A 13,356-nucleotide genomic window follows, 5' to 3' on the forward strand; every position below is an offset into this window, starting at 1 on the left:
ACTGATTAAAGTCAATTAAGGAGGAACTTTTATGGAAATGTCTATGGATAAAGGTATTGGCTCTGCCTCAGTGCGCCTTAGCAAAAAGCTGACACGCATCGTCAATCTTCATTTAAAACCTTACAGCATCACTACTGAACAATGGAGTGTCCTCAGGACTTTGAATGAAATTGATGATATTTCGCAAAAGGAATTATCTGAGCGAGCTGACAAGGACCAGGCGACCCTGACCAAAATCCTTGATCTTCTTGAGAAAAATGATTTCATTGAAAGAGCGCCAAACCCATCAGACCGACGTTCCTTCCTTATCAGGATCACCAATAAGGGAAGAGAGCTAGTGAAGGACGTCGCCCCTTATCTTGAGGAAGTATTCACGAAAATCACAAGTTCTATCCCAAAAGAAAAATTAAAAATATACCAAGAAATTGTCATTACTTTGGAAAACACGATCGAAACGCTTTTGGAGGAAAACAGACAGAAAGAAGGCTAATACATGAATCAGACATCTAAGTTATGGACTGTACAATTCACGGCCATTGTTATAATGGCTTTTTTATTTTTCCTTTGCGTGCAGCTTTTGACTGCAGGCTTTCCCGCTTTTATCACCGATGTAAAAAATAACCCGGCACAGGGTGGGTTGATGACGACTGTTTTCATGGCTGCTGCCATTATCACCCGACCGTTCGTCAGCTCTTTGATGCAAAAAATGGATAACAAGAAATTAAGCCTGCTCTCCCTCGGTTTTCTCGTCATTACAGTCGGATTGAGCTTTAACCAGGATTCTGTGGGACTTCTGCTTCTCCTGAGAGCTTTCCATGGGATTGGCTTTGGCATCATCACCACGATTTTTTCAACGATGGCCACCAATATCATCCCAACTCATCGCCTCGGTGAAGGCATTGGGTATTACGGACTTGCGACAAGTGTCGGGACAAGCCTTGGACCGATGCTCGCGTTAGCACTGCTCCAGGTGTCCTCTTTTAATATTCTGATCATTCTCTCAATCGCTTTGACTGCCACAACGTTCATTCTTAATATTTTCGTAAAGAACCGTAAGAAACGAGCCCTTGAAACTGAAGCGGCACCGGCAAAAAAGATTAGCTTCAAGGAACATGCTTTTGATCGCAAAGCCTTTACGCCAGCAATTTTGACGGCGTTTTTTTCGATCACACTAGGAGGAGTGATCAGCTTTCTGCGTGAGTTGGGCAAGGAGGCAAATATTGCCGGATCCATTTCACTGTTCTTCCTTGTGCTGACCGTTGTCATGATCATTGTCCGCCCTGTCTCTGGCAGAATGTATGATAAATACGGCCACAAGGTGATTATCTTCCCTGCGACTTTGTCAGGAATCATCGGTTTAACACTCCTGGCTTTCACGCAAAATACATTAACGCTGCTGATTGCAGCTGCCTTTTATGGAATTGCATATGGAACGGTCACGCCAACACTGCAGGCTTTGGCAGTCAGTGCTGTAACCAAGGAAAAACAGGGAACGGCCAACGCGATGTACTTCTCTTCGATGGACCTTGGAATGGCTCTTGGGTCAACCGGCCTTGGCATCCTTGCTTCCTATACAAGCTACCATTTTATCTACGGATTCTCGGTATTATTCCTTGCGGGTCTCCTGATCGCATATACATTGATTTTTATCAGGGGAAAACAAGTTGCGCAGTATAAAAAAACTGCCAATGAAGTCAGTGGAAATATCGGTGCATAATTAAAAAGCGCAAGCGTCTCGAGGGGCTAGGCGCTGGAGCTGGATTTAGACAACTCATATAGTATCCACACCAAAAACATTTTATCTTTCCTCTTCATGACCAAAAAACACGATGAATAGAATCATCGTGTCAGACTGTATACAAAGGAAGCGAGAATTCTCTCGCTTCCTTTGTCTTATGAAAAATAGTTGCCATCCAGGAAGCTATGGTTGTTAATGTTTCAGTTACTGATTTTAGATGGTGCTCACTAAGCCAAATAAGCGGAGAATTTCCGACTATCGTTTAAAAAAAGACTCAAGAGGCTTAAATAAGCGGAGAATATCCGGTTAACTTCCCTAAAAGTGACTGAAATGAAAGATTTAAATCAAATAAGCGGAAAAAATCCTCTTATTTCGTTAAAAAAAATGATGTTTTCCAAAATAAACGGAATTTGTCCTTCTATTTTTCAAACAGGAAATACCTAAGCCTAAATATTAAAAAGAAAGGCTACAGGCAACTTGAAACAGTTAGTCTACAGACTGACACGATTAATTGAATCATAGTGTTTTTGTTTTCCTGGCTGACTTTTTTATCAATGCGAATTTCTATTGCCCGCAGCACTTTTTATATTTCTTGCCGCTGCCGCATGGACATGGGTCGTTTCGCCCTACTTTTGCTTCATTGATGACAGGCTGGTTTGACACAGCCGGTGCTCCCTGCATCTCCAGCTCCTGCTTTCGGTTTGCATAATCCTCATCCCGCTGGTTCGCAAGGCGCTCCCACTCTCCCAGCTTGGGGTGCGGCAGTCCCATGGCCTTATAAAAGCCATAAAAGATTCTTTCACTTTCATAAATATCAGAATAGAACTCTTCTTCAGCCGCTTCATCCACCACCTCGAGTCCTTCCTCAGAAAGCTGATGGCATAATGCTTCTACAATCAGAACCTTATTTTCTTCATCCTTGATCCGCGGGTAGTGGCCCTTTAATACTTCAATAGATCGTTCTGTTTTCGTATTCCCCAGTACGGAAATCGGAAAGATCGACATCGGCGAATCATTGATGAACGGTGCAACATGATCTACAACCTCATCGGATTGGAACGCAGACAGCGCATCTGCGACTTCCTCCTGAAGCAGGTCGTCTTCCTGGTCCAGCAGGCCTGCAAGATCAGGAATCATTTGCTCCAGCTTCATGATGCCCGCCATGTACACGGCCAGGATCCCCTCGAATTGAAAATATGTATGCTGTTTCTGTTCAGCAAATATAGATTTAATCTTTTCCTGGTCAACCAGTCCGCGCCCAACCAGTATGTGGGCGATTTCTTTCGCCCTGCTGTAGGTTTCATGGTCAAAGGACTGCTGCTGGGATAGTTTTGAAAGAGCTTCACGATACTCCTTCCATACCTCCTCCCCCTCAGCAGTCATCAGGAACTGATAGTATTCAAACTCTTTTTTCGGCAGAAACGACTCAAGCTTCCCCTGATGCTTAAGCTTTAGCGCCGGGTCAAGATTCCTGATCAATCTGGAGTATAGAAATTGGTTTTCGGTATCCGCTGCCAGTGCCCCCTCCAGCAGGATTTCGAGAGACTCGCTATTAAATGGAAAAGAATCCATATTGGCCAGGATGATGATTTCCTTCTCTTTTTTGGCGATTGCTTCCTTTAAAAGCAGAGAGGTCCATTCCTCCGGGACATCTGGAAACTCCTGCAGGGCATGCATGACAAACTCCTGGACGAGCAGGTCGTCTGATACTAAATGAGGTTCTATTTTCTTCAGAAAATCCATCTGAATCCTCCTTAAATTTACTTTCCATATAGTATTTTATCAGAAAATGCAAAAGGCAGGCCGATGCTGGCCTGCCTTCCTTATTTCCGGTCGCGCCTTACTTCATGTCTGCTGATATAGATCCACATCACAATATAAGTTAAAAAGAGCAGGATCAGGAATACTGGCGCAGATAGAACGTTTTGGATTAACATGAATACGACACCTCTTTACTTTAGGCTTTCCAGCGGGACGGGAAAAAATAAATAAAAGATCACAGCCAGCGGGATGGAAATCAGCCATGCTGTAACCGGATTCCTGTAATGAATCCGCAGGACAACGAAAAGAATCGCATTCAGCCATATATTATGCCAGCTGTTCCAGCCATGGCCGTATACAAACATTCCGCGATGCGCAAACAACGCCTCTATGATTGTGTAAAAAGTTACCCATGTTGCAATGTAGATGAGCTGATTCCTGCTTGATGACGGAAAGCGCTGAAGATAGATAATCAAGCCAACCGGACATATGAAAAAGGTAAAAGCCAGGTTAATGATTGAATGATTCAGCCAGTCAGCAGTAATGCCCCGAAATGCCCACAAGGTGTGCTCGTAATATAGTGTATTGTAAAGCAGGTTCACCATCATAAAAAACAAGATGGTTGAATACTGCTTTTTCCATTGTGACCAATCGACGAATTTATAAGCGAATAAGATCCATACAGCCATAACAAGTAATAAATACATACAATCTCCCCCAGAAACACTGATTTTATCAGTTATTTCCAGCGAATTTGTTTTTATTCAATAAGCTTCCTGGCTAAATGTGATTAGCAGTGTCCAGGGGGGCATTCTCTTTTCGCTGTGAAAAGGAATATATCGATGAAAAAATGATTATATCGACGATATTCTGATTTTATCGACGAAAATGCATGCGATATCGACGAATTTTCGATTTTATCGACGAAAACGCAAATGATATCGACGAATTGGAAATTTTCGCTCATTTTTTCCAGTTACATGCCTCGTCATCAGTTAAGATTCCACTCTAGAAACTCCCGCTGTTATAGCCAGCAGCCTGATTTTCCGCTTCTGTTCTATATACAGCTTTTGCGCTTCATCAATCTGGATCTCTTCAAATCTCAGAGCTGCCCCTGGCATGGCCTGAGCCAGTAAAGGCAGGTCCACGGAAATGACAGTGCCAATCCGCGGGTAGCCTCCGGTTGTCTGGCGTTCTGCCATCAGGATGATGGGTTCGCCGCTTGCCGGCACCTGAATGCCGCCAAACGGAATGGCATCGGAAATGATATCCGCATCACCTACATGCTTGAGCCGTGGGCCATCAAGGCGGCAGCCCATCCTGTTTGACTGGACAGAGACATTATAGGTACTGGACAAAAATTGGTATATCGTCTCCCGGCTGAATTTTTCAAGATGAGGTCCCAGGATGACCCTCACTGTTAATTCCTGTGGATATTCCGGAATAAAGCCAGGATGCAGGCTCCGCATTTTCCTGACACCCGGCTTCCCGTACAGGACATCCCCAGCTTTAAGCGCCCTCCCTTCGAACCCGCCGATGGAGCCATTGATGAAGGTCGACCTGCTGCCTAAAACCTCTGGAACTTCGATTCCGCCGGCAAAGCTTATATAGGCTCTCCCTCCGTTTTTCAATCCTCCAAAAGTAAGACGTTCCCCTTTTTTAAGCACAAGGCTTTTCCACATGGGCACAATGCTTCCATTCACTCTAGGCTCTAGATCTCCACCACATATCGAAATGGAAACGTCACTCAACGCCTCCAATGCAGGTCCCTGCATCACTGCTTCTAGTACGGCATCGCCAAGCAAATTGCCATTCAACAGATTCGCCAGCTGAAGCGAATAATGATCCATTGCACCTGCCGGACTCATCCCGTATTGCTGATAGCCTGTTCTGCCTAAATCCTGTACTGAAGTCTGCAGCCCAGGTTTGATGACTTTAAAAAGCGGTTCAATCATGATTCGGCCCAGCCTGCTTTGACTGCAATGCCCTCGTCCAGCAGCGCTTTCCGCAAATCCATCACGAACTGCAGTGCCTTCGGCTCATCCCCATGTACGCAAATGGTGTCTGCTTTTATGTTAATTACCGTGCCATCAGCAGCCTCTATTGTCCCATCCTTGACCATGCGCAGCACCCTTTGGACCGCCACCGCAGGATCCTCAATCATTGCACCAGCCTGGGACCGTGGCGTCAATGTCCCATCAGGCTGATAGCTTCTGTCTGCAAATACCTCATTGGCCACCTTTAGCCCTTTTGCTTCTCCAGACCTGATCAGCTCGCTGCCGGCAAGGCCAAAGAGAACCAGGCGGGCATCGGTATCCTTTACAGCCTGGGCTATCGCATCTGCAACAGACTTATCTCTGGCGGCAATATTGTATAAAGCTCCGTGCGGCTTGAGGTGCCTGACTTTTGTTCCGCATACCTTCGCGATCGCTTCCAGGGCGCCGATTTGATAGATGGTTAGATTATAGATTTCCTCTGTACCCAGATTTATTTCTCTTCTGCCAAAGCCATGCAGGTCAAGAAATCCGGGATGGGCGCCAATATTTACTCCCAGTGCTTTTGCTTTTTTCACAGAATCCATCATGACATTGTGGTCGCCTGCGTGGTAGCCGCAAGCTATGTTGGCAGAGGAGATATACTTCAGCACTTCTGCGTCATTGCCGATTTTAAACGAGCCATAGCTCTCGCCCATGTCACAATTCAAATCCACTGACAGCATCGGCCTCACTCCTTTATGTATGTTTTTATCGGAAAGGTATTCCCTTGATCTTTTATCCGGTAAAATTCATCCTGGTCCACGGGAATAAATTTAATATAATTGCCTGAATGGAGCAGAAATGGATTTTCCTTTTCCGGTTCAAAAAGCTGAATTGGCGTAGCACCGATAATCCTCCAGCCTGATGGGACATCTGCCGGGTAGATTCCTGTCTGCTGTCCGCCAATGCCAACCGATCCAGGCAGGACACTATACCGCGGGCTTTCAAGCCTGGGCACAGCCAGGTTTTCAGGCAGTCCGCCCAGATAGGGAAAACCAGGCATAAAGCCCATCATGTAGATGAGATACTCGCGGTTGGCATGAAGATGGATGACTTCCTTTTCACTTAAACCATGATATTCAGCGACAAAACCGAGATCCGGACCGAGACCCCCGCCATAGCAGACAGGGATTTCATATACAAGGGGAATCTCTTTGCTCAAACCATCCGGGTCAAGCTGAATTCTTTCCAGCTCTTCCTTTAGGCTGCCCCAGCCAATTTGCTCCGGTTGATAGTACACGGTTAAGGAGGTATAAGCAGGGACCCATTCAGTCACTCCAGGAATCTTCATTCTTTCAAGTTCTAAACAATACCGGCGAATTAGGTTATTCGTCTTTTCGTTTATTGTATTTCCAAAAGAAATGCGGACCGCCGCATCCCCCATTGGCACAATTTCTAATGTCATTTTTCATCAGCATTCTTCACACAGGTTTCAACGATCACCTTCAAGGCTTCTGTCAAAGTCTCCTGAGGCAATGATGGCAGCGAAGGATTTTGCGCGGACATTGCTGTTGAGGCCGGGAAATGGATAAAACCTGCTTTGATCGGCAGTTTATTTTTTTGAATATGGTTCAATACTGCATATAGAGTATTATTGCAAATAAACGTGCCGGCACTGTTTGAGATCGCTGCGGGAATCTTCAGGGCTTTTAGATTTTTTTCAATCAGCCTGTTAGGAAGCGTCGAAAATAATCCGTCAGGTCCTTGGTCATCAATCATTACATCAACAGGGATGTTTCTTTTATTGTCAGGGTATGGGTCACCTGAGCCAGTATCCTTAATATTAATGCCGATCCGTTCTGGAGTGATCGCCGTCCTTCCCGCAGCCAGGCCGCAGGAAATCACCACATCAGGAATAGTTTCCTCCATCTTTTGGATAAGGATGTCTCCACACTCGTCATAATTAACCGGCAGCAGGATAGTAGTAATTTCCACTCCATCCATGTCGAATTTTTCTGCTTCCTTCAGCAGCTCCTCAGTAGGGTTGATGCTCATTTTTCCAAACGGCTCAAAGCCGGAAATCAGGATTTTCATTGTCTCAGCCTCGTTTCTGTATAGAACTTCTTTTTAAAAATTGTACTATAGTCATGGGTAGATAAGTAGTTTATTAACTTCAAAAATTCCAAAAATAGCGGGTGTTACTTATGGACTTAGAATATGGCAAAGCAACAGAACCAGAAATTGAAGAAATATTCAGCCTTGCAGGGTTAAACCGGGAAGAGGCAACAGGAATACAAGCTGACAACCACCAGGAGGAGATGATCGCTGCCTATGAAAATTCCTTGAAGCACGGAGCTTACTTCCTAGCCGCACGTACAGATGAATACTTGATTGGCTGGGTCCTCGTCGATCGGGGTGAGGACTGGTTCACCCATAAGGAAATTGGCTGGATCAGTGATGTATATGTGAAAAAAGCATTCAGGAAGCAAGGTGTGGCGAGAGCCCTAATTGAACAATGCCTTATTGAATTCAAGCACCTGGGCTACGACGATGTGCGCCTGAATGTCTTTGCTTTCAATGACAAAGCGATCAGGTTATATGAGGGTCTTGGCTTCACGGATGTATGCAGATTTATGAGTATAAAAATCTAACTCCAGGATAATTTTCCTCAGTAAATGTAAAGAAAACTAAGTAAATATGACTGCCAATTCTTAAAAATATATAACTCTAACTAAACAATACTGAAATAGCAGCTAAACATTTTCCCATTAATCTAGCATTGTTACATACCAACAAGCAGAGGAGATGGAGAAATGAAAAAGACTTTAATAGGAACAGGTTTGGCTTTGACCCTTTTGCTGAGTCCTTTCCAGCAGGCATTTGCAGACGAACCAACTACCGGGGAACTGAGGAAGTTTGATACGGTGGCGCATCGGGGTGCTGCGGGCTATGCTCCGGAAAATACCATTGCGGCGTTCGATATGGGACTTGAAATGAAAGCGGACTATATTGAAATCGATGTACAGCGCAGCAAAGATGGCGAGCTAGTGGTGATTCATGATACAACCGTTGACCGGACAACGGATGGAACAGGGCGTGTCGGCGAACTTACGTTTGATGAGCTGCGGAGCCTGGATGCAGGAAGCTTTAAGGGCGAGGAGTTTGCCGGTGAGAAAATTCCTTCTTTCGATGAAGTGCTGGACCGCTACCATGGGAAAATCGGAATATTAATAGAATTGAAGTCCCCTGAGCTTTATCCAGGAATCGAAGAAGCTGTCGCAGCGGAATTGAAGGAACGGAATCTGGATAAACCGCAAAATAATAAAATCATCCTTCAATCTTTCAATTTTGACTCAATGAAAAAAATGGACACCCTGCTTCCTAAGGTTCCAATCGGGGTACTGACTTCATCAAAGCTTCATGTCACCGATGCAGCGCTTCAGGAATTTGCACAGTATGCTGATTACTTCAATCCTAGCTACGGCCTTGTCACAAAGGACCTTGTCGATAAAGTCCACCAGCTTGACATGGAAATTCAATCATGGACCGTTCGCAGCACTGAGGCAGCGCAGTTCCTGATCGATATGAAAGTAGATGGCATCATTACTGATTATCCGGATTATGTGGATCCAAGGAATTAATAAAAATAAAGACCTGTCCCGGCACTCTCATTTGCCGGACAGGTTTTTTATTGCAATCATCACCATAGATTTAATTAATTTTTAATCCAAAAATAAAAATAATTAACTTTAACATTAAATTTTATGAAATTATTTAATTTTACTATTTACTTTTTAAATAAACGAATTTAAAATGGATTTAAATACCAGGAAAGGAGGCTATTATGGGCTATCCTGTTTTAACGAACTGTCCTGTTTGCAGCAAGAACTTGAAAATCACTAGATTGCATTGTGATTATTGTGAAACGACAATTGAGAACCAATTCGAGCTATCGAAGCTTGCCTCCCTCTCCAAGGAACAGCTTGATTTCATCGAAGTTTTCCTTGTATCACGCGGCAACATCAAAGAGGTGGAAAAGGAGCTTGGGATTTCCTATCCAACGGTCCGCGGAAAGCTGAACGATATTATCACCTCGCTCGGCTATGAGCCGCAGAAGAAATCAGAGAATGATGAGAAAAAGATTGTCTCAATGCTGGAGAAGGGTGAAATCACCGCTGAAGAAGCATTAAAGCTATTAAAAGGTGAATAGGAGGATGTAGGATGATGAAAGAAGAAATTTCACGTGTATTAACGATGGTACAGGAAGGAAAGATAGATTCCGAAAAGGGTGCCGAACTGATTTCAGTTCTTAAAGAAAAGGAAACACCTGCTGCAGTCCTTCAGAAAAAAGATAAATACCTTGATAAAACTTTGAAGATTCGCGTGGCTTCTAAAGAAAATGATAATGTGAATGTAAACGTGCCGATCAAATTGGTCAAAGCCCTTCTCAAGACAGGCCACAGCATCGCAGCAAGCATCCCTCAATCAGAAAAGTACGTAAAGGATATCGATATTAACCTCTTGATTGATGCGATTGAAAATGAACTTGATGGCAATATTGTCGATATCCAATCAGCTGCAGGGGATACCGTCAAGGTTGTTATTGAATAAAAGCGATGATGAAGGTAAAAATAAAGACTTCCAATAATGTTAACCTAAGCATCCCAGTCCCCTACACACTCCTGAAAGCTGGCAGTTCGATTCTTGGATCAAAAAGATTCCACCAGCAGCTGCACAAATGGGTGAGCCATGACCATGACAATGAACACAGCATCAAGATGATACCCTTCCAGACAATCCTGAACAAGCAACTGATGAAAGCAATCATTAAAGACTTAAGTCACTATAAGGGGCTTGTCCTAGTCGATATTAAAACGCACGACGGTACAGAGGTTACCGTTAGGCTGTAGAAAAAACGGGCCCCGCTGTATGATAACGGGTTCGGTTCTGAAGTAGAAAATTCAAAAATTAGAACCCCAATTAGCATTAATTTTAGTATCGGTATTATCATTAATTTAACAATAAAAAAAAGCAATGGAATTAGTTTACCATTGCTTTTTACTTTATATGTCACTCAATTATCAACTTGGGATTAGTACCGAATTTACATCTTTCCATTCATAAATCACCAAACTCAATTCTTTTCCTTGGACTTCCGTTGTTGTTAATTCGTAAAATTCCGCACCCAATTTTTCATAGAAGAATTTTGATTTATTCTCATCTAATACTTCTACAAATATCCTTTGGTACCCTAATTCTTTTAACTTTGAGAATAATCTCTCGACTAATTTTTTTCCTATTCCTTGTCCATGATATTCCTCGCTGATATATATAGAGGTTAAATCTCCCGAATCCTCGAATTGATTTGATTCCCTTTTTCCCCCATCGGCAACTCCAACTATTTCACCATCGTTAGTTTCTGCAACATAAACATAATTGTCATCTCTTGATATGTTATTAATCCATTGCGGTATTCTTTTTTCGTAAGTTATTCTTTCTAAGAAAGAGTCTGGAATTATGTTTTTATATGTGCTCTTCCAACTATCAACATACACTCTCGCTATTGCTTCGGCATCTGACAATTTTGCTTCCCTAATATTCATACTTTCAACCCTCCGTTTTAATGATTATTGTTTAAGATCGCTTTTTACAGAATGTTAAATTAATTTCAACAGTTTAACACAGTAATTGGAGACTGTCTGCTGGTCAGCAGACTTCTACCAATTGATATGTTAATTTTTATACGAATTTAGATAATAAACTAAGTAAAATGCCTATATGTAAACAAATAAAAGAACTCCAATTCATATACGAATTAGAGTCCTAACTATTTTACATATTTAATTTTTCTACCTTAATACCGAACCCATTAGCTGCATGAGGCCCGTTTTGCACTTAAAATAATTTTTCAAAGCAAACGTATTTTTCGTGTCCTTCTGGCTTTCCTGACATGATGACTTCACCTGTCCTGCGGAAATCCCTTTTATCGTAAAATCTGACGGCACCCTCATTGCCAGAGTATGTATCAAGCCTAAGTGCAGCATATCCTTGCTCCTTCGCGAAATCCTCCGCAAACTGGAGCATTTTGCTGCCATAGCCGCCTCCCTGTGCGGATGGATCGACGCAGAAAGAATGAAGGATTAACGGTTTACCGGTGCCCTCGGTCCAGTCCGCCCCTTCCCATTCCGGTGCCTGCCATTCATCGAGCACCATGACACCGATTGTATCACTCCCTTTTTTCAGAACAAACAGCTCCTCCCCCTTCATCGCATTCACGAAATACTCATGGTTTGGATATTTTTCGTCCCATTGCAGGATTCCCCTCGATTCAAGGTATTCCTTGCACTCCCCAAACATCTCGCCAATGACAGGCAAGTCATCCTCCGTTGCCCGCACAATTTGTTCTTCTGCCATGCGACTGCTCCTTTTTACCGTCATTCACTTTCCGGTGTAGTATTGAAGAAATTGGCGCTCTCTTCCTTCTTCTTATCGGCACCCTTTTTGTTATCCATTTTCCCGTCAGATTCATAGCTTAGCTTGAAGTCCTTTTTCTTGTTCTTCATTTGAGTCTCCTTTCGGAATAGGATGGTATTAATTTATCCCTTACTGGAGGTAAAAATGTAAAAAAGCACCGATTCCTTGGGAGGAACCGGTGCTTTAGTTTTTTGAAATAATACCCATTAATACGCAAATCGATGATTGCCAATCTGTATAGTTACCGTTCTGCTAAAAATCCACTGGTCTGATGCCAGCTCAGGATTATAATAATACTCAGAGCCATACGATGGGTCCCAGCCTAAAAGAGCATCCTTTACTGCCTGGTAAGCTTCAGAATCTGGCTGCAAATTATACTGCCCATCATTTACTGCGGTGAAGGCATTCTGCTGGAAAATGACATCGTAAACGGTATCCGGGAATTCATTAGACTCAACGCGGTTTAAAATGACTGCAGCGACAGCTACCTGGCCCTGATAGCTCTCTCCACGCGATTCCCCGTACACAACATGGGCCATCATATCGACTTCATTGATCAGTCTTGATGTCTTCGGTCCAATTTCACCGGTCATTTCCAGCCCAAAATCAGCTTGGAGCTGTTTAACCGCATTCGCCGTAATCGGTCCATAATAACCTGTAGTATCAGTATGGAAATAACCTAATTTTTTTAATACCGATTGAACATATGTAACCTCTGAACCTGAAGATCCAGCCCCAATCATTGAGGAAGTCTCAGCTTCTGGCTGTGCTATTCCCAATGATACCACCATCGTTGCGACGGCCATTGCATTTCTTATGTGCTTTTTCAACAAACTCCACTCCCAATCCAATATGTATGTATACCTGCCTTCGAGAACCAGAACCTCCCTCCATCGCAAAACTGTCATACCCAATTAGGTTTCCCTTTAAAAGAACACGGAAACTCGGCCTAAAGGATGGAAATTTATTTTTGTGATGGGAGAAATTTCTTAGGTTCGTATCTTTTTTAATTTAAAAACCGTTATATATAATGAAAAATGATGATATTATTTAGCTAAACGAAATGTTACAATTATCTGATATTAGATGTATGTTATAAGAAAAGCGCAAGCGCCTTGGGCAGCCCGGCCAGCGCTGGCCGACTAAAATCGCCACGTCCTGTGGCAACGTCGGCACTAGGACATCGTGTCCGTCGGAGGGCCGACCGGTGAAGTCGTTCTTTGACTTCATTGGGCGGACTGAAACCGAAAAGTGTAGCCGACTGCCCAGAAACGCAGAAACTGGAGACTCCGACAAAGAAGCGCTTTTTGCTTCTGCGGGCAGAGTTGAAGTTTCGGAGTTTCTAGGAGGCGAAACTAGACAAGCGTCTCGAGGAGTTAGGATCCGCAGCTAGCCAAGCGACTCGAG

The 13,356-nt window shown here is 43.4% G+C and carries 17 protein-coding genes; 7 read left to right on the plus strand and 10 right to left on the minus strand.

All coding sequences use genetic code 11. The features are described from left to right. Positions 1-31 precede the first annotated feature (31 nt). Both AC3EBE_RS20600 and AC3EBE_RS20605 read left to right on the plus strand, forming a co-directional pair. Complete coding sequence (locus tag AC3EBE_RS20600; protein ID WP_488596894.1) at positions 32-490, plus strand: MarR family winged helix-turn-helix transcriptional regulator; 459 nt, start codon at positions 32-34, stop codon at positions 488-490. 3 nt (positions 491-493) lie between these two features. Next, the gene (locus AC3EBE_RS20605; RefSeq protein WP_488596895.1) at positions 494-1,717 is read left to right on the plus strand and encodes an MFS transporter; all 1,224 of its coding nucleotides are present in this window, start codon (positions 494-496) and stop codon (positions 1,715-1,717) included. A gap of 585 nt (positions 1,718-2,302) precedes the next feature. Here AC3EBE_RS20605 and AC3EBE_RS20610 read toward each other — a convergent pair. The 6 genes from AC3EBE_RS20610 to AC3EBE_RS20635 form a co-directional block, all read right to left on the minus strand. Next, positions 2,303-3,481: an SEC-C metal-binding domain-containing protein gene (locus AC3EBE_RS20610; RefSeq protein WP_488596896.1), complete on the minus strand. Its 1,179-nt coding sequence runs from the start codon at positions 3,479-3,481 to the stop codon at positions 2,303-2,305. Positions 3,482-3,690: 209 nt separating this feature from the next. Then, positions 3,691-4,206 carry a CBO0543 family protein gene (locus AC3EBE_RS20615; protein WP_488596897.1) on the minus strand — a complete coding sequence of 172 codons (516 nt, stop codon included), beginning with the start codon at positions 4,204-4,206 and terminating at the stop codon, positions 3,691-3,693. Positions 4,207-4,494: 288 nt separating this feature from the next. Further along, positions 4,495-5,454 (minus strand): 5-oxoprolinase subunit C family protein, encoded by a 960-nt coding sequence (locus AC3EBE_RS20620; RefSeq protein WP_488596898.1) that lies wholly within the window; start codon positions 5,452-5,454, stop codon positions 4,495-4,497. Beyond that, the gene (locus tag AC3EBE_RS20625; RefSeq protein ID WP_488596899.1) at positions 5,451-6,218 is read right to left on the minus strand and encodes a LamB/YcsF family protein; all 768 of its coding nucleotides are present in this window, start codon (positions 6,216-6,218) and stop codon (positions 5,451-5,453) included. Before AC3EBE_RS20625 ends, AC3EBE_RS20620 begins: the two co-directional genes overlap by 4 nt. Before the next feature lie 5 nt (positions 6,219-6,223). Beyond that, the gene (gene pxpB / locus AC3EBE_RS20630) at positions 6,224-6,940 is read right to left on the minus strand and encodes a 5-oxoprolinase subunit PxpB (RefSeq protein WP_488596900.1); all 717 of its coding nucleotides are present in this window, start codon (positions 6,938-6,940) and stop codon (positions 6,224-6,226) included. After that, entirely contained in the window at positions 6,937-7,569 is a 633-nt protein-coding gene (locus AC3EBE_RS20635) for a pyroglutamyl-peptidase I (protein WP_488596901.1), read from the minus strand. Before AC3EBE_RS20635 ends, pxpB begins: the two co-directional genes overlap by 4 nt. A gap of 110 nt (positions 7,570-7,679) precedes the next feature. On the opposite strand from AC3EBE_RS20635, the gene AC3EBE_RS20640 reads away from it, so the two are divergent. The 5 genes from AC3EBE_RS20640 (at position 7,680) to AC3EBE_RS20660 (ending at position 10,385) form a co-directional block, all read left to right on the plus strand. Next, positions 7,680-8,126 (plus strand): GNAT family N-acetyltransferase, encoded by a 447-nt coding sequence (locus AC3EBE_RS20640; protein WP_488596902.1) that lies wholly within the window; start codon positions 7,680-7,682, stop codon positions 8,124-8,126. A gap of 162 nt (positions 8,127-8,288) precedes the next feature. Continuing rightward, positions 8,289-9,116 carry a glycerophosphodiester phosphodiesterase gene (locus tag AC3EBE_RS20645; protein WP_488596903.1) on the plus strand — a complete coding sequence of 276 codons (828 nt, stop codon included), beginning with the start codon at positions 8,289-8,291 and terminating at the stop codon, positions 9,114-9,116. 203 nt (positions 9,117-9,319) lie between these two features. Next, positions 9,320-9,685: a DUF2089 family protein gene (locus AC3EBE_RS20650; protein WP_488596904.1), complete on the plus strand. Its 366-nt coding sequence runs from the start codon at positions 9,320-9,322 to the stop codon at positions 9,683-9,685. A 14-nt stretch (positions 9,686-9,699) separates the two neighbouring features. Then, the gene (locus AC3EBE_RS20655; RefSeq protein WP_488596916.1) at positions 9,700-10,086 is read left to right on the plus strand and encodes an SHOCT-like domain-containing protein; all 387 of its coding nucleotides are present in this window, start codon (positions 9,700-9,702) and stop codon (positions 10,084-10,086) included. A 5-nt stretch (positions 10,087-10,091) separates the two neighbouring features. After that, positions 10,092-10,385: a hypothetical protein gene (locus tag AC3EBE_RS20660; RefSeq protein ID WP_488596905.1), complete on the plus strand. Its 294-nt coding sequence runs from the start codon at positions 10,092-10,094 to the stop codon at positions 10,383-10,385. A gap of 171 nt (positions 10,386-10,556) precedes the next feature. On the opposite strand, the gene AC3EBE_RS20665 is transcribed toward AC3EBE_RS20660, so the two are convergent. From AC3EBE_RS20665 to AC3EBE_RS20680, 4 genes are all read right to left on the minus strand, one after another. Further along, a complete protein-coding gene (locus tag AC3EBE_RS20665; protein WP_488596906.1) occupies positions 10,557-11,078 on the minus strand; it encodes a GNAT family N-acetyltransferase in 522 nt (173 codons plus the stop codon). A gap of 292 nt (positions 11,079-11,370) precedes the next feature. Continuing rightward, the gene (locus AC3EBE_RS20670) at positions 11,371-11,889 is read right to left on the minus strand and encodes a GNAT family N-acetyltransferase (protein ID WP_488596907.1); all 519 of its coding nucleotides are present in this window, start codon (positions 11,887-11,889) and stop codon (positions 11,371-11,373) included. Positions 11,890-11,909: 20 nt separating this feature from the next. Beyond that, positions 11,910-12,038, minus strand: a complete 129-nt coding sequence (locus tag AC3EBE_RS20675; RefSeq protein WP_488596908.1) for a hypothetical protein — start codon at positions 12,036-12,038, stop codon at positions 11,910-11,912. 117 nt (positions 12,039-12,155) lie between these two features. Continuing rightward, positions 12,156-12,779 carry a cell wall hydrolase gene (locus tag AC3EBE_RS20680; protein WP_488596909.1) on the minus strand — a complete coding sequence of 208 codons (624 nt, stop codon included), beginning with the start codon at positions 12,777-12,779 and terminating at the stop codon, positions 12,156-12,158. Positions 12,780-13,356 lie beyond the last annotated feature (577 nt).

Source organism: Mesobacillus sp. (assembly GCF_057785455.1).